Origin of the sequence: Bacillus sp. 3255, from assembly GCF_031456485.1 — a bacterium.
Classification (GTDB): Bacteria; Bacillota; Bacilli; order Paenibacillales; family NBRC-103111; genus Paenibacillus_E.
In genome coordinates, this window is record NZ_JAVDUS010000011.1 from 230960 (window position 1) to 249053 (window position 18094).

11 protein-coding genes and 1 pseudogene are annotated in these 18094 nt (G+C 43.3%); 9 read left to right on the top strand and 3 right to left on the bottom strand.

The window, feature by feature from the left end:
- Positions 1 to 48: 48 nt before the first annotated feature.
- The gene (locus J2X61_RS18345; protein WP_310189602.1) at positions 49 to 1707 is read right to left on the bottom strand and encodes a hypothetical protein; all 1659 of its coding nucleotides are present in this window, start codon (positions 1705 to 1707) and stop codon (positions 49 to 51) included.
- A gap of 520 nt (positions 1708 to 2227) precedes the next feature.
- On the opposite strand from J2X61_RS18345, the gene J2X61_RS18350 reads away from it, so the two are divergent.
- From J2X61_RS18350 to J2X61_RS18375, 6 genes are all read left to right on the top strand, one after another.
- Complete coding sequence (locus J2X61_RS18350; RefSeq protein WP_310189604.1) at positions 2228 to 4039, top strand: sensor histidine kinase; 1812 nt, start codon at positions 2228 to 2230, stop codon at positions 4037 to 4039.
- Positions 4017 to 5600 carry a response regulator gene (locus tag J2X61_RS18355; RefSeq protein WP_310189605.1) on the top strand — a complete coding sequence of 528 codons (1584 nt, stop codon included), beginning with the start codon at positions 4017 to 4019 and terminating at the stop codon, positions 5598 to 5600. The genes J2X61_RS18350 and J2X61_RS18355 overlap by 23 nt, the downstream gene beginning before the upstream one ends.
- Before the next feature lie 297 nt (positions 5601 to 5897).
- Positions 5898 to 6794 carry an ABC transporter permease gene (locus J2X61_RS18360; protein WP_274470921.1) on the top strand — a complete coding sequence of 299 codons (897 nt, stop codon included), beginning with the start codon at positions 5898 to 5900 and terminating at the stop codon, positions 6792 to 6794.
- Positions 6795 to 6796: 2 nt separating this feature from the next.
- Entirely contained in the window at positions 6797 to 7666 is an 870-nt protein-coding gene (locus tag J2X61_RS18365; protein WP_310189606.1) for a carbohydrate ABC transporter permease, read from the top strand.
- 63 nt (positions 7667 to 7729) lie between these two features.
- Positions 7730 to 9310, top strand: coding sequence for a type 2 periplasmic-binding domain-containing protein (locus J2X61_RS18370; RefSeq protein WP_274470472.1), 1581 nt, complete (start codon positions 7730 to 7732; stop codon positions 9308 to 9310).
- Positions 9311 to 9382: 72 nt separating this feature from the next.
- Positions 9383 to 12031, top strand: coding sequence for a glycosylhydrolase-like jelly roll fold domain-containing protein (locus tag J2X61_RS18375; RefSeq protein WP_310189608.1), 2649 nt, complete (start codon positions 9383 to 9385; stop codon positions 12029 to 12031).
- Positions 12032 to 12060: 29 nt separating this feature from the next.
- On the opposite strand, the gene J2X61_RS18380 is transcribed toward J2X61_RS18375, so the two are convergent.
- Both J2X61_RS18380 and J2X61_RS18385 read right to left on the bottom strand, forming a co-directional pair.
- On the bottom strand, positions 12061 to 12231 hold the full coding sequence (locus J2X61_RS18380; protein ID WP_310189610.1) for a RidA family protein: 171 nt from the start codon (positions 12229 to 12231) through the stop codon (positions 12061 to 12063).
- Entirely contained in the window at positions 12228 to 12623 is a 396-nt protein-coding gene (locus tag J2X61_RS18385) for a DoxX family protein (RefSeq protein WP_274470469.1), read from the bottom strand. The genes J2X61_RS18380 and J2X61_RS18385 overlap by 4 nt, the downstream gene beginning before the upstream one ends.
- Before the next feature lie 458 nt (positions 12624 to 13081).
- On the opposite strand from J2X61_RS18385, the pseudogene J2X61_RS36395 reads away from it, so the two are divergent.
- The 3 genes and pseudogenes from J2X61_RS36395 to J2X61_RS18395 form a co-directional block, all read left to right on the top strand.
- Positions 13082 to 13309, top strand: a pseudogene (locus tag J2X61_RS36395) (DUF6882 domain-containing protein); the annotation flags it as partial.
- A gap of 375 nt (positions 13310 to 13684) precedes the next feature.
- Complete coding sequence (locus J2X61_RS18390) at positions 13685 to 14770, top strand: tetratricopeptide repeat-containing glycosyltransferase family 2 protein (protein WP_396135464.1); 1086 nt, start codon at positions 13685 to 13687, stop codon at positions 14768 to 14770.
- On the top strand, positions 14763 to 17879 hold the full coding sequence (locus J2X61_RS18395) for a methyltransferase domain-containing protein (protein WP_310189612.1): 3117 nt from the start codon (positions 14763 to 14765) through the stop codon (positions 17877 to 17879). Before J2X61_RS18390 ends, J2X61_RS18395 begins: the two co-directional genes overlap by 8 nt.
- Positions 17880 to 18094: the final 215 nt, after the last annotated feature.

The following is an 18094-nucleotide window of genomic DNA, read 5'->3' on the forward strand; positions in this document are numbered from 1 at the left end:
AAAATGAGGACATTGATCATAGGCTAAACTGTAGGCGCCCTATTTGTCCTATTCGTACAAGTCCTCGATATTTAACGTGACGCCGTTATAGGTAGCATATCCGTAACTCTTAGGCTTGCCGTCAACATCTGGTCCAAATAACAGCTTAGCAGGATTGGATCCAAAAGCTACTCCGAAGGTTGCCCTAAAATTCATTACCCCCTGCTTTTCGCCGGTCAATTGAATGTTCGCTTCATATCGGCTTTCACCTAAATAATTATAATTTGCCTTCTCGTACCCATTGTAGAAATTGACGCCATCATCACTAAAGTTTACATACTGTGTGTCTGAATATCCTGTGAAATTCGGGGAACTATGATTAAGTATAGAAATATATCCAGAATGTTTTCCTGCAATTTTCCCTTCTACAGGGGAATCATTAGAATTTAATACAGACAGGTCTTTGATGCCATAAGGAATGTTATCAGTCGTTTTTTTAATAGGTATAGGCTTCCCTGGCTTATAATCCAGAAGATCCACTTTCTGAAGCCTCATTTGTAAATCGTTACTCCCCCTAAAACCCTCCCCCCACATGGCACGTTTTCCGTCCGGATGCCAAGACATTGGGGAGTAGTACACCCAATTTTCATCAGTTGTGAGTTGTACTCCTTGATATCCCGGTTGTTGCATTGAACGGTTAATATCAATTAATACCGGTCCAATGTTGCCATGCCTGAACTTGCGTATACCATCTACTGCATATTGGTATAGAATCCCGTTAGGAACAGCGGAGGTCTTTACGCCGTACGGCCGTGGCAAGAGTCCAAATATGGCGGGGTCTGTATGTTTTGAAAATCTCGTGCTCATTACGATTCCCAAACGTTCATCTGGAGAGAATATAGTTGTTTCATCATATCCAGGTGTTCTTGTGATTTGATTAACATTCCCTGTATTCAAATCCTGCAAAATCGAATCCGTTGTACTAAAATCCCTTGCTCCTGCAATGGATATTGCATTTCCTCCATTTACAAATTGTTTAACTTCACCACCTCGCACTGCAAGTGGAATAATAAATCCCGGATTATTCGGGTCATTTTTAAAACTTTGCACAGAACTAATGATTTGCACGTTTTCGAGAACATAATTATCCTTTTTACGTTCCAAGACACCAATAAGGGATGCAGCATTCCAACCAGGCATGAGTATAGTCCAACTCATATGTTTGTTGTCAGGTGCAATAATTATTTCTGACCAATAGGTTTCTGGATTATCTGTAATGGCCGAAGGGTAAATGATGGGGATTAGGTTGGTTTTGTTGCATTTGTCAATATTAGGTATGCACTCCAGTACATAATCACCCAATAAGACTCGTTTATTATCCTGAAATGGCATATATCGGATGCGCTTTGTCGGTATTACACCAGAATATATAACTTGGAAATCAGTTCCATCATCGTTGAGAACAGCCATATTATAAAAATCGGATATGTTGAGATCGTTATCTGTTTTATAAGACACGAGTACTTTTCCAGAGTATGTATAGGTGCCAGAAAGGTTTTTATTTGCAAAAGATGGTAAGGGGATGGTGCTTATGTTTATTCTTCCGATTTCAGCATTGCTGGTTTCCGATCTAGCAGTGTCGGAGACTCCATCTGAAGCAAATACCGGTGTTACCATTGACAACAAAAGACACAGAATAGTTAAAATGAAAATCAGACCTTTTTTCATAGTTTCGCCTCCAATTTAGTGATTCTATCCCAAATTACAATGAATCTAGCCAGAGAACTTAACTCTTCCTCATTTTGTATCACCCCCCTCCTTTTAGTTATGCAGGCATGAAGGATTTGAACATGAGCGTTTGTATCCGCTTACAATTAACAATATATTACTTTCAATAGAAACCTCAACAGGTCTTTTTTACGTTTTTCCATAGTCATTTTTAAGATAAAATCGAAAAAATCATAAAAATGACGGGGCAGAAACGTACAAATGCCCCTTTGATATATAAAGAGTATTAAAGTATATTTTGTGTAAGCGAATACAAAAGGTGCTGCTTTATATCTGTATTGAAACTCAGGAACAAATGATTATCCACCTTTTACATAAGTTTCTTCGGTAGCGTCGTTACTTCTAGATATGTACAATAACAAGAGAAGACGCAGCAAAGGAAGGGTCGAATAGGATGGGAAATAGTTGGAGACGACGGGCAATTTTAATAATAAGGAATATGAAGTTCCAAAACAAACTAATGGCAGGCTATCTTCTTGCTTGTCTACTCCCTCTCCTCTGTGTAAGCGCCATTATATTTCACCAATCGGCAGCTAGTCTGGAGAATTCCTCACAAGAATTCGCTGCTTTGTACACGTCACAAATTAAAACTTCCTTGAATGACTTTGTGAAAGAATATGATAAGGTCACGAAGTCGGTTCTGGTCGATAACAAATTGATTTACAGTCTCGGAGATAAACAAAGTTTATCCATGAACGAGTTGGTTAACCAAAGTGTTGCTGTTCAGAGCATGCTGATGAGGGTTACCTTGCTCAAATCGGAAATCAGTACCGTGATGCTGGTCAGCCGAGATGACAGCGTCTATCAATATACGACGGCAACGAGCAGAGTGAATAGGGAAGCACTATTATCCCAGGAGTGGTACAAGCAACTTCGCAATTCAGCCGAGCCGTTTTTTATTACCGGGTTGCATGACCGATCCTATTATGAGGATAAAGGATCAGGAGCCGTCGTGACGGTAGGAAGGGTGTTGTACAGCTCGGGAGGAGCGTATGCGGGCCTCCTTCTCATTGACTTGGATCCATTCGCATTGCTGCAGCTTGATCACGAATTCGTCTTGGCCCGGGATAAATATGGGATGAGTGTCATCATAAGTAATCGTCAAGGAGAAATCGTTTATCATTCCGGTGCGGCCAGCGGCCAGTTGTCATGGAAGCAGGTTCTCGAACCCGGCTTCGAAGACTTCAAGAATAATGGAGTCGAAGATCGGATTATTTTATCCGGAAGTACCGATCATGGAAATTTGTTAATTAAAACGGAGATCCCGCGCGCAAAGCTGCTGCAGAAAATTAACCAGATCAAAGGAATGACCGTGATCGTCATTCTATTGAGCAGTCTGATCCTAACGCTCATCTCATTTGGATTAAGCTTTACGATCACAAGACCTATAAAAGCGCTACGTAGAAGCATGAAGCAGGCGGAAGCAGGCCAATATGTGCCCATAGAGAAAGAGCAGGCGGGTGACGAGATCGGAAGTCTGGTACACAGTTACAACAATATGATTTTAACGATTCGCTCCTTGATTAAAGACGTTTATATCGCGGAGATCAAACAGCGCCAAGCCAAATTCATTGCGCTCCAGAATCAGATCAACCCGCATATGCTTTACAATACGCTCGAATCGATTCGTATGAGAGCGCTGGTCAATGATGACGAAGAAGCAGCCGATATGATAGCGATTTTGGCCAGCATGTTTCGGCTTGCTTTAGGCAAGGAAGGCAGCCACCATTCGGTGAAGCATGAATTGGAATATACGGCTAATTATTTGCAGCTTCAAAATATCCGATTTGACAATATGTTTCAACTGAACATCAGAGTGCCCGAGGAGATGCTGAATTGCCATATCATCCCCCTCGTCATTCAGCCTATTGTGGAGAATAGCATCAATCATGGATTCCTGGACTACAGTCGGCAAATGCATATTGACATTGAGGGTGTCTGGACCGAAGAATGGGATATCCTTATCCGGATTACAGACGACGGGAGCGGTATGTCTTTACACAAGCAAGCCCAGCTGTTGACTTCTCTAGAGAATGCACAGTCGGACAAATACAAGCTCGGGGAGATCGATGAGCCAGGAAGTCAAGGGTTAGGCCTCAAAAATATCGCTGAACGCATAAAACTTCAATATGGAGATCGATATTATTTGACGATTCGTTCTGGCGTTGACCGCGGAACGATGGTTGAGATTTTAATCCCCAAGATTCAGGGGGATGTAGGGTGCGAAAATAGAAATGAGGTGCTGTGGGATGAGATTGATCTTGGTGGATGATGAGAAAGGCATTGTAAACGGGCTCAAAAAAATGATCGGTCGCTCTATTCCGGAAGTCGAGGTTGTTGGTGCGGCTTATAACGGTTTGGAAGGGTTCCAATTCATTCAAAAACTGCAGCCGGATATTGTCATTACGGATATTCGAATGCCGCAAGCAGACGGTCTCGACATGATCAAAATGTTGAAGGACGCGGGCAGCCTGACTAAATTCATTATCTTAAGCGGATATGCCGATTTTGAGTACGCTCGAAGAGGCATGCAGCTCGGCGTGCAATTCTATATTAACAAACCTGTTAATGAGAAGCAGCTGCGTGACTGCGTTCATCAGGTTATGGAGTCGATTCATAGGGAGAGGGAGAAGCTTCGAGAGGTTGACGATTTGAAGCAAGAGGTTCACAGCCGGATACAGGAGAACGCATTGCGGGACATTCTTGATCTCGGAAGCGATCTTACGGACCTTGTGGAAGAGCTTCTTCAGATTGCTCAAATCCCAACGGAAGGAACAAGCTTTGCTTGTTTCTTGCTTGAATTTGACGGTAATGTGGATGCCTTGAAGGAATTTGGACTTCAACCCGTCTTTTATCAAATAGATAGTGCCTTGAGTCAATACCGAAAAGTGTACCGGTTTCGTTACACAGGAGCTCAGGTGGCCGTGGTGCTTGCTCATGAGGGATCCATCAAGTACGAAGAACTGATCCGGGCGATATCGGTTATGAAGGCAAAAGTATACCAGGAGTTAAACCTATCTATGACCGTAGGAATTGGTGCGCCTAAGAAGCAGGCATTCGAAGTCGGCCTATCCTTTGATGAAGCACGTCATGCATTAAGCTACAAAATTGTCAAGGGAGCCGGTGCCGTGATCCCGTTTCAAGAGATCGTGACTCTGACTGGACGGAGTCACTTTGTTCCTGAAGAGATGATAGCCAAACTGGAGGCTTGTCTCGAAAACATGGACGAAGTGGGTTGCGTGGACATTATCCGAGAGGTTTTTCGTCGGATGGAAGCGCAGGCTGACATAAGTCCGGCAGATCTCCAACTTCATTGCTTAAACATCCTTTTATCGAGCGTACGCAAGATGTCTTTCCAGCAGCTGCAGCAAAACGATTTCCTCAGCCGCCATATCCTGTCTTTAGAGGGCATCTCGCGGTTTCGGACGCTGGAGCATTTGGAGGAATGGATGGTAGAGGTGATCCGGGGAATAATTTCGTTCAAATTGAAGCATAATATTCCTAAGAAAAAGATCATCATCGCCGAGATTAAGGAATACGTTTCGACTCATTACAATGAGCCGATCAGCCTTGCCGATTTGGCCGCAAGATTTTTCATCAGTCCCCATTATTTAAGCCAGTTTTTCAAACAAAAAACGGGGGATACTTATGTGAATTTTTTGGCGGGGATTCGTATCGACAAAGCGAAAGAATTGCTTGAGAATACCGATTTGAAAGTGTACGAGATCAGTCATATGGTAGGCTACTCCGATTCACAGCATTTTGCCCGATTGTTTGAGAGGCTGACAGGGTGCAAACCGAGTGAATACCGTAAAAATCTTCCTAAAATATAAATGTCTATGCAGATGACAACCATCGCTTAAAACATGTAAAGATTGCAACCATCGGCTAGAAAGCCGAATAGTAGCAATCTTTTTATTTGTCATTAAAAATGCCAACGCTCATTATCTGGATAATCTTGGGGTCAAATGGGCAATCTGGACACTCCAAGAGGAGTGGTTATTAAGTGGACCTTAAAAATGACCTGTTTTTACACATTTTTGACCCGTTGAGAGCTTTTCCACCAGAATGTATAGTAACTGTGTAAGCGAATTCAGCAACTAGATACTGGGGGGAACAAGTTGAAAGCAATGGCTTTACATCGAATGAAGGTATATTGGCCGCTGTATGTCATGGCGATTCCGGGGGTGATTTTTCTCTTAATTTTTAAATATATACCCTTGGCAGGTGCCGTTATCGCCTTTAAGGATTATTCGGTTTTCAAAGGTTTTATTGATAGTCCATGGGTAGGACTCAAACATTTTAAGACCCTGCTTCACCACCCCGACTTCGTCCGGGTGTTTGGCAACACACTGATGCTAGGATTTCTTAAGATTGTTATGGTCTTCCCAGTGCCGGTTCTGTTGGCGCTGATGATCAATGAAATTCGAAGATCTGCGCTGAAGAAAGGAATCCAGACTGCACTCTACATTCCGCACTTTTTGTCTTGGGTGATTGTTGCAGGCATCGTCTTCGACATCTTTTCTACCAGTGGATTGTTCAATATTGTTATGGGGTGGTTTGGTGTTGATCCTGTGCTTGCCATGCAGGAAAGCGCATACTTCAGGCCTATCTACGTGATTACATCTGTTTGGAGAGATGCAGGTTGGGGCACCGTGGTATATATGGCCGCGATCAGCTCTATCGACCCTCAGCTTTATGAATCAGCTATGATTGACGGCGCGTCCAAGTTCAAACAAATTCGACACGTTACGTTACCTCTTCTGCTGCCTACCGTGCTGGTTCTATTCTTATTGGAGATCGGTAACTTCATGGATCTAGGCTTCGATCAAGTTTTTAATCTTCTCACGCCGATGACTTACAACGTTGGAGATATCATCGATACGTATGTGTTCCGAGCAGGCATTCAGCAGGCTCAGTATAGCTTCGCTACCGCGGTAGGCCTGTTTCAATCGGTGATCGGTTTTATTCTTGTATTCATCTTCAATAAGCTATCGAAGAAGTTTTCGGATGGGGGGCTCTGGTAGACATGTTTGAATCGAGAGGGGAAAAAGCATTCGGCGCAGCCATAACGATTATTCTCATCCTGTTGTCAATCATTGCTCTCATACCGCTGCTGTCCGTGATCTCTACATCGTTTAGCTCCAAGAGCGCTGTCGATATGAATCTGGTAACGATTTGGCCGAAGCAATTTACGTTAGCCTCCTGGGGACATATGATCGATCGTCCCGACCTATGGAAGGCGTTCTTCTTAACGCTCGGTTCGACGGTAATCGGCACGATGCTTGCGTTGCTGATGACCGCTTTGCTAGCGTACCCGTTATCGAAGACGGAGTTCAGCTGGGGACCCGTCATTATGATCGGAGTGGTGGTCGCGATGATTTTCAAGGCGCCTATTGTTCCTTACTTTCTGACGGTCCGGGGCATCGGGCTTTATAATAACCCGCTGGTCTTGATCGTACCGCACATATTGAATCCATTTAATTTGATCATCATGAGAACTTTCTTTAAGCAATTTCCTAAGGAATTGGAGGAGGCCGCTTTCCTTGAGGGCAGTGGATACTTCCGAATGTTGTTCCAATTCGTTATTCCGCTGTCCAAAGCGGTACTGGCGACACTCGCGCTATTTTACGGTGTCGTGTTATGGAATCAGTTCCAACACCCGCTCTTCTTCTTGCAAAATCCGGATTGGTTCCCGCTGCAGATCAAGATCCGGCAGTTCATCACCGACGATAACGTGATTATGGCGGGGCCCGTTACAATAGGGGATTTGAACTATAACGAACGTACATTGAGAGCTGCGACGGTTATCTTTGCTATTATTCCAGTTGTTTTGGTATATCCTTTCTTGCAGAAGTACTTTGTTAAAGGAGCCATGGTTGGTTCTGTAAAAGGGTGAAACGTCATTACCGGTTTATAGGCAAACAGCCTTAAACATATTATTTTGAGGGGGAAATCATACATGAATATTAAAAAGATGGGGTTATTGTCAGTGGTAGGCGCCCTTGCGATTACTGCTGCAGGGTGTAGCGGGAATGCGAACTCATCAGCAAGTCCGTCTTCTTCCGTTCAGAACCAAACCACTAGTGGGAATGAGTCTGTTGATATTGAAGTATGGGGAACCAATGTCGGTTTTAAACCGATCACCAAAGACAGCAAGACGTATGAATTTCTTAAGCAGAAGCTTGGAGTTGGCGTGATTAACCCGTATGTGGAATGGGGGGGAGGCACAAACTACTTAAACCAGTTGAACCTGAAGATCGCAGCCGGCGAAACGCCTGATTTGTTTCTACCTTATGGGGGCACAGAAAGCACCTTGGCTCAAAACGGGGCTATCGCCGATCTGACCGACCTACTGCCCAAATATGCGCCGAATGTGTGGCAAGCTATTCCACAAGATGTTTGGAATGTCGTCAAAGCCAATGACCCTACTGGTCAGGGGAAAGTTTATTATATTCCTTTAGTCGTAGACTACGGAAGATACGCTGGCATGATTCGTCAGGATTGGCTGGATAAGCTGGGCTTACAGATGCCAAAGACACAAGAGGAATATGTCAAAGTACTTGAGGCTTTTCGGGATAAAGATCCCAATGGAAACGGACAGAAGGATGAGCAACCGACCGGCGGGCGTCAAGAGGCGCGATGGATGGACCATCTGTTTGCTATGTACGGCGTAGCCATGCTCGAAGGTTATCCGGATTGGGACTTGTACGACGGTAAACTGACTTATTCTGCGGTAACGCCGAATATGAAGGCTGCTTTGGAATTCGCTGCAAAATTGTATAAAGACGGATTATTGGACAAGGAAACACTTCTGAACGACAAGTCCAAGTGGGAGGGCAAAGTTAACGCGGACAAGGCTGGGAACTACTTTCAATGGGTGGAGACACTTAATCTTAACTTGGATGCATTGCAAAAGAACACTGGTGTGAAGGGCCAGTTCTCTATACTTCCCGTGCCAGAAGTCCAAGGATTTAAGGGCTTTTATACGCAGAAGAGAAGGATTGATCCACAATGGGTTGTTAAGAACAACAAGGACCAGACGAAACTGATGGCTACTTTAAAGCTGCTTAACAATATGTACGATAAGAAGATTTGGAAGGATCTTTACCTTGGTGTAGAAGGAATGCACTATACGATGAAAGATGGAAAAGCCGTCAAGCTTCCGGAGGACAAGAGCACCCAAGAGAATATTGGGCTGTTTAATACGTCATCAAGTCTGGCGACACTTGACTTTACAATGGACATTCTGAAGAGTACCGCATCGGCAGACACTATGTGGGAGATTGATCAAACCGTCAAAAACATGCAAGAAGCTCAGAAATACGCCAAACCTATTGCCGGTGATGGCTTGCCGGCCACCATCTATGAGGGCTTCCCGGACATCAAAAATCGCACCCTGTATATCGAATACGCCAGCAAGATTATTACGGGGCAGTACCCGATCAGCAAATTCGATGAATTTGTAGACAAATGGAACAAGTCAGGCGGCGAAGAAGCAACGAAGCGCGCGAGAGAATGGTATGCGAAATTAAAAAAATAATCGATGAATCAAAAAATATCCGCCTTGCTTCGATTCGAAGACGGGCGGATATTTCAATAATAGGAGGCTAGCATGAGCAATCGACTTAGGGAAGTACTTGATGGTCAAGAACATAATTATATCCTTCCTTTTCTATGGCAGCATGGTGAGGAGGAGCAGGTAATTAGGGAAGAGATTGCCCGTGTTCATGAAGCCGGCATTGGTGCCGTTTGCGTCGAGGCGCGGCCTCATCCGGATTTCCTCGGTCCGAAATGGTGGACGGATATGGACATCATTATGGACGAAGCTCGAAAGCGCCGCATGAAAGTATGGCTGTTGGATGACGATCATTTTCCGACGGGACATGCTGCAGGGAAGGTGAAAGATGCTCCGGAAGAGCTTCATCGCAAGTTTTTGGGTGAGCGTTATATCGATACCGTTGGTCCTGCCCAAGGTACCTCTTTGCTGCTGGATACCCTGCTGATGAGTGGGCTTCGACCTACCTTCTCGCATAGCCGATACGCGAGTGGCATCAATAAGCTGATTTCCGTTGTTGCGGTCCGTCGAAATCCGTCTGATGGCGTACTACTCAGTGAAAGTGTAGATATCACTGACTTTGTACAAGACGGGATTCTTTATTGGGATATACCTGAAGGGTATTGGCGAGTATTTATTATTTCCGAAAATAAGGGGGGCGGCAGCCAGCAACAGGAGGATTATCTGAACCCGTTGGATCGTGATTCCGTTCGTATCCTGCTCGATACGGTTTATGAGGCGGTTTATACTCGATATAAGGATGATTTTGGGGAGACATTTGCCGGATTCTTTTCGGATGAGCCCGGATTTTACAATGATAAGACTACCTTTGACTTCCATTCGAAGCCTGGTAAAAAAGCGGTGCCGCTGCCATGGAGCAGCGAAATGCCGACTCTGCTTGAGGAGGCGCTGGGTGAGGACTACCGTAAGCACCTTTATCTTCTTTGGCATGATGGAGAAAGGTCCAATATCATACGTTATACCTATATGAATACCGTCAGCAAGCTCTACGAGGATAATTTCTGCAATCAAATCGGAGAATGGTGCAGGGCACGAGGGGTAGCATATATCGGACATGTGCTCGAAGACAACAACGTACATGCAAGGCTTGGGCCCGGCCCCGGCCACTTCTTCCGTTCGATGTGGGGACAAGACATGTCGGGCCTCGACGTGGTACTGTGGCAAATCGTCCCCGGGTTCGATGAATTGTCTTACAGCAAGCCGGGTGGAGATACAGACAGCGAATTTTTCCACTACGGTCTCGCAAAGCTTGGCGTATCGCTTGGACACATAGATCCCAAAAAACAAGGAAGAACGATGTGTGAAGTGTATGGGGCTTATGGCTGGGCGGAAGGCTTAAAGCTGATGAAATGGATTACAGACCATATGCTGGTCCGTGGAGTCAACTATTTCGTCCCACATGCGTTTACCCAGAAAGCTCTCGATCCGGATTGTCCTCCGCATCTGTATGCTAACGGGAAAAATCCGCAATATCGATACTACAAGCATTTAAACCGGTATATGAATCGGATTAGTCATCTGATTTCAGGCGGAAGCCATGTGGCGACTGCGGCTGTTATGTATCATGCCGAAGCCGAATGGTCGGGGGAAGCGATGTTATTTCAGAAGCCCGTAAAGAAATTGATGCAACGTCAGATCGATTGTGAAGTGGTTCCCGTTGATACTCTTCTAAAAGCGGCATTCGTAAAAGACGGCAAGCTTCATGTAAATCTGGAGGCATACGATTGCCTGATCGTGCCCTATGCAGAAGCGCTTCCGGAGGAGATGATTCGGCGTTTGAACCTTCTTGCCGACCAAGGACTAGCCATACGATTTGTTGATGGAATGCCGTTTCGAGCCAGCGAGGGGAGAGAGGTTTCCAGCGAACTGTCTCGTCTTGCCGATCACCAGCATGTAAAGGTTGTAGCTTTAGACAAACTGGCGGAAGAACTTCATGCTGACGGACATTATGATATTAAAGTGGGCCAACACGAACCGTATCTGCGGAACTATCATTATGTGCATGACGGTTTGGATGTATTTATGTTTTTTAACGAACACACGCATCAAATAGTACGCACAGAGATTATTTTACCCATCGAAGGCGATGTTTATGCCTATAATGCTTTCCTGAATCAATTGACTCTTCTGCATACAATCAGGGAGGGAGATGCGACAACGGTGCAGCTTGAGCTTCATCCGTATGAATCCATCGTCCTGCTTCATGGAGCGGCTCTTGCAGAATTTGCTGCGTTCCCGCAGTACAAGACAGGTTCGGAATTTCAGCTGAAGGGAGAATGGACCGTAGCCACCGCTGAGGCTGAACATTATCCTCATTTCAAAGAATGGGGGACCTTGACGTCTTTAACGAATTTGAGCAAGCCTGATGGCCTGCCTCGATTTACGGGCACCTTTCGTTATGAAACGGAATTTGAGTGGAATGAAACAACAAACGATATTCTTTTAGATTTGGGCGAGGTTTATGAAACAGCGGAAGTCTGGCTAAACGGCGTGCAAGCGGGAGTACGCATCTGTCCGCCTTACCGCTTGGAGATCAATGGCCTAATTCGGAGGGGCACAAACAAGTTAGTCATTGAAGTAACGAATACGCTCGCGAAAGATCAGCATGATTTCTTATCGGCCTTCGCGCAGCAGGAACCGAGCGGACTTATAGGGCCTGTTCGGATAAATAGCATCAAAGAGTAAGGTATGGCAACCTATTGAAAAAGGCTGAATTATGTCAGCAATACAGCAGTGGCAGCTCGTAAGTGCGCCGTAACTTGACGAAACCAAGCACCCATTTTCTTCTTTAAGAAAATGGGTGTTTTTGAGATATGCTTTCTAGCTTGTTGAGCCGTGCCAACATATCGAGCAATATTGGCCTCTACTTGTCTTGTTTCTCTCATAAGGACGACTGTTTGTTGGCGGGTTGCACACGGATTCCGTTCAGCTTGCGGAACATTATGTAGGAGGGAATAAGAATTACAATCGCTATTACACCTGCAATGCTTTCCGAAGGGTAGTGGCTGGCAATGTTTGACCAGACAGCCGAGATGGCATCGAAAGTAAAACCGGCATACGCCCACTCTTTTAATGTATTAAATTTTGGAACAAGCAACGCGATAATTCCCAGAAATTTTGCGATTCCAAGTATGTTCAAAAAGTACTCCGGATAACCCAACTTCTTGACAATCTCTACAGCTTGGGAAGCATGAGACAAATCTGAAAAAGCAGATATGAAGAAGTATACAGCAACAATGCCCGCAAGAATCCAATTGATGGTTTTAATATTTTTCATTTTAATAGCTCCTCGTTTTGTTTTTTCTTTCACCTTTATGCTATCAAGAAAAGGAAGGAGGCAAATCTGCGAAAAGATAGATATTCACATAAGAACGATCATGATTTTTGGTGAAAGTTTACATGCTCTATGCCAAAAGTCATGTTTCCCGGAGTTTAATCCGCTGCCAGAGGCGGATGGAGTTCTTCCCGGGCATGGGTGCTGGTATTCGGACTGAAGCTCTTGGAAGACTCAGCTTCATTTTTATTTCCATCGCGGTATCGATTTGTATTATGCAATCGGTGATTAAGAGGCAGTTTCCTAATAACCCTGATTGATCAAAGGAGTTTGCGAGCAATGGGCGAACTATTAATATAACAAATCGGCTATGAAAGTATGGTGTAGTTTATGTCGATGACAGATAGCCAGTTCGATGAATACTTGGAATTTTGTTATGAACACTTAATGACCAGAAGTCAAGCAAAATTCAATTTAAAAATGATGGTAAAGTAATGCTTGAATTTAGCGTCGTTTTTATTGGTTCATGGTCAAGTAAAAGCAACACTTGGATGTGGGTGTGGGCCAACAACAGCATGACGGATCCAACCAAGGTACAGCCTTCAGTTTTGAAAGAATTAGAGTCCATCACAGGGTTTGGCATCTTTACGAAGGAATCCTTTAACTCAGAGCCGGCTACCTTGAGTTAATGAAGGAAAATAACCGAAGTAGGAAGATATAAAACGGATCGTTAGCGCTCATGATGGCAAATAACCCTCCTAAATTCCTTGGGGGGTTACCATATTTTCCCATTTTGGTCATTTGACATAAATTTACCTGAAGCCGACTAAAAAGGCCCTTATAGCTAATGAAAGAACGACCATCACCCCAAATACTGGGGATGATGGTCATTTTTTTATGCGTATCTTATAGGATGCTCAGAAAAACTACAGGTTCTTCAGTGGCCTCGCAGTTGAGCATTTCTTTTTTATTAATCATTTTAACGCCAGAACCTGTTCACATAGGAATTTCCTCGCGAATATACCTAATACGAGGTGAGCCAATTGATTACCGTAAGTCTTTGTATGATTGTTAAAAACGAAGAGGATAGCATCGAGAGATGCCTAAATTCCGTTTGTGATATTGTAGATGAAATTATTATTGTAGATACCGGATCTAACGATCAAACGAAAGCCATTGTGCGAAAATACACGGAACGAATTTACGATTTTGTTTGGGTTGATGATTTTGCAGCTGCCCGTAATTATGCATTTAATCAAGCGAGTATGCAATATATTTTTTGGTTAGATGCGGATGACATTCTGATGGAAAAAGATCGCATTATGTTTGCTGCTCTAAAGGAGACACTTGCACCAAGTATTGATTCAGTTACGATGAATTATCATCTAGCATTCGATGAATTTGGTGAATTGACCACCAGCTTAAGACGTAATCGATTAGTAAAAAGAAGCAATCATTTCCAATGGATTGGTGCTGTACATGAGTATCTGGAAGTGTGGGGGGTCATTATAAATAGCGATATAGCCGTTACGCACAGTAGCCTTCATCATGATAACGATAGAAATCTCCGCATATATGAAAATCGTTTAAGCCATGGTGAACAATTTTCACCAAGGGATTTGTATTACTTTGCAAATGAACTTTTAGATCATCGGAGATTCGAAGAGGCGATTAGCTATTATGAAAAGTTTTTAGCCACCGGAAAGGGCTGGGTAGAAGACAATATCTCAGCTTGTGGGAAACTTGCGGATGCCTTCCATAAACTCGGAGATCACCAGAACGAGTTTCACTCTTCTTTAAGATCGTTTCAATTTGGCCCCCCACGTGCTGAGTTTTGTTGTCGAATAGGGTACCACTTTTTGGACCAAAATGACATACAATCATCCATCTTCTGGTACACACTAGCAACCCAAATGGAACTTTCTAATGAAACCTGGGGAGTGGTAAACCCAGTATACTCTACATGGCTACCTCACTTACAGTTATGTGTGTGCTACGACAGAATTGGCAAATACGAGTTAGCATATCAGCAGAATGAAGCTGCGCGTCGTTACCGGCCAAATGATAAGCGTATTATCCAAAACAAGTCATACTTAGAGTCCAAATTAGGTCGAGAATCCAGTGGCAAAGGGGAGACAGGGCGTGTTTAAGAAAATGAAACGAGTGCTCATCGGAAGTCCTGTCCATCAAAAGCCAAATATACTATCCGAATTTTTAACCTCTCTGATTCGGTTAAAACATCGAGATGTGGAATTAGGTTTCTTCTTCATTGATGATAACGTAGATGGTCTCGCTAGTGAGATGCTGCAGCGGTTTTCGTGTGCGAATAAAAAAGTGACGATCTACCGTTCAAATCAGCGAGACAACTACGAGCAAAATGAAACTACACATCATTGGAACGAAAAGCTGATATGGAAGGTTGCAGATTTTAAAAACCGGATCATTCAACATGCAATTAATGAGGAATACGATTATTTATTTTTGATTGATTCTGATTTACTTCTTCATATAGATACGTTGGAATGTCTCATCCAAACTGAAAAGGATATCGTTTCGGAAATCTTTTGGACATCGTGGCAGCCGGATTCTAAGCTCCAACCTCAAGTATGGTTACGTGACGAGTATACACTGTGGGAACAACAGCGTGGTGAGGTATTGAGCGAGGCGGAAATCGTGATTAGATCCGATCGATTTATTTCACAACTGAAGGTACCTGGTGTTTATGAGGTAGGTGGTTTAGGGGCTTGTACGCTTATTAGTCGCCGTGCCCTTCTGTCAGGTGTGAATTTTAAACCGATTAACAATGTTTCCTTCTGGGGGGAGGACCGTCATTTCTGCATTCGAGCCGCTGCGCTGGGCTTTTCTTTATATGTGGACACACATTACCCTGCTTACCATATTTATCGAGAAAGTGATTTAGACGGTGTAGAGCACTTCTTCCAAGAATCTGGGGGGAGTCTCAAAATGCGAAACAAATTAACCCTTTCCATGGTGGTCAAAAACGAAAGCAATAGATTTTTAAAAGAAGTGCTTCAGGAGCACCGGCAATATATAGATGCAGCTGTCATCATCGATGATGGAAGTACCGATGATACGGTCAGTGTTTGCCTTGAAACTTTGAAAGGTATCCCTGTTCGATTGGTAAGGAATGAACATTCAAAGTTTCACAATGAAATCAATTTACGGAAGCAGCAGTGGCTAGAAACTCTAGCAACTGAACCGGATTGGATATTAAATCTGGATGCTGATGAAATGTTTGAGCATCGGTTTGCTACAGAAATACATCATCTTTTACAGCAGCAGGATGCTGATGTATTTTGTTTCAGGCTTTATGACTTCTGGGATGAAATCCATTATAGAGAAGACGTTATGTGGCAATCACATTTCGCCTATCGCCCATTTTTATTGCGTTACCGTAAAGACTTCGATTATAAATGGAAAGAAACCCCACTGCATTGTGGGAGGTTCCCGGAAAACGTTTTCGAACTTCCCCACAGATTGTCGGAGCTTCGAGTGAAACATTTAGGATGGTCTAAATTTAAGTACCGATTGGCGAAATATCAGAGATATGTGCAGCTCGACCCTGAAGGGACATATGGCTCTAGGGAACAATATGAATCCATTTTGGATGTGAATCCAAATTTGGTTGCTTGGGTCGAAAGAGAAAAGAAGCGGAATCTGGATATCATTCATACATTACCTTTATGGATTCGAGGTGAATCTATAAATGATGACTTAACTATGGCTTTAGCTTGTTTAGAAAGTCTTCGCGGTTCAAAGAATCAACTTGTCGTCATTTATAACCAAGGTTGTATGAAAAATAGCGAGTGGAAAGCCATTTTATCATCATTAGATATCCCGGCTGTTATTCTTGGTGAAGGTGAGAATATAGGTATTGCCCATGCAAGGCAAATTTGTTTCGAGTACATTTGGAAACATTACCCGAATGTTGATTATTTGTCTGAAATCCATGTGGATATGGTCTTTCCTAAAAATTGGTTCATGCCGCTACTTGATTATTTGGATCATTCCGACGAGCCTATGATTTCACCGGGAATTGTGACGAAAGTTGGGGATATGCAGCCAATTGGAGGACATATAGAAGTTCCTGCACATTTATCGGATTTGTGTTTATTATTGGAGGGGTTGGCTCGAGATGAAATTTATGAAGGTTTTGTTCATCCAGTTATTCATAAAGTGAAGGTATTACATGAGGTTGGGGGATACGATATCAAGTTTTTAAAAGGCAAACAGGGCTACGAAGATGATAGCTTGCTCTTAAGTTATCATTATTATATGGGAACCCGGATGAACTGGAAACCCAAATGCAATCTTCAATCGTGGGTTTATCATGCCACAATGGCTCAACGGATGTCATTAGCTGATAAACATTTGGATTTCTCTTTGAATGAAGAGGGGTTATTTAATCAATATGGGGCTTACGGAATTAAGAAATTAGCGAAGCTTCACTGCATTCAAGAGTCTATCGAAATTCCCTTAATGAAAAGAGCGGATGAAAACATGTCGGATATACAACAAAAAGAGGTGTGGGACCAACTGTGGTCAGGAAATGTTTCGTATGAGTGGGACTCTTTGAGTCAAATCATTTTTGAAGCCATTGTTGAGCGCGTTGAAGGAGGAGTAAAAGGTAAAAGCTTTATCGAGACCGGCTCGGGTACAGGGAAAATTTCTTTGCGTTTTGCAAAAGAAGGCGCTGATGTGACGCTAGTGGATTATTCAGAGAAGGCTCTAAACAATAGCCGCGAAGCATTTCGAAACATAGATGCAACGGGAAGTTTTGTGCAATCCGATGTCCGTAACATGGATGTTTCTGATGGGGATTTTGATATCACCTGGAATGCAGGGGTGTTGGAGCACTTTCCTTTTAATGAGAAAGTGAAAATTTTGAAGGAGATGGCTAGAGTTACGAAACCAGGAGGGATTGTTCTGGTATTTGTTCCTAATGCTAAATGCTTGCCTTACCGTGTGGGTAAAGCTTTCTCTGAAAGTAACGGCACTTGGATGTATGGCGCCGAAGAGCCTGTAATGACCTTAAAAAAAGAATTTGATGAAAGCGGAATTACCTTATTGGAAGAGACGGATATTGGGTTTATGAATAGTTTGGATTTTCTTGATTTTATTCCGGATGCACAGCCTATGAAAAAATGGATTGGGGACTGGTTTGAGGGACTATCAGTTAAGGAGAAGAGTTTGTTTCCTGGTTACTTACTCCTTAGCGTAGGAAGAGTAGATGAGTAAAAACGGGAATAGAGCTATAGTAAAATGGAAGGAACCTAAACATTTTATTCGCAATTACTATGGTAATATACATGTATTTCTTTTCAGATTGAGAAATTAGTCTATTCCAGTCGACGTTTATCCTCATACTTTGTTTGTATGGAGGTGAGCGGAGATTGACTGTATTTTGTTTAGAAAAAAAAAAGAAATCGAGAAAAGAACGAAAAAAACCGAAA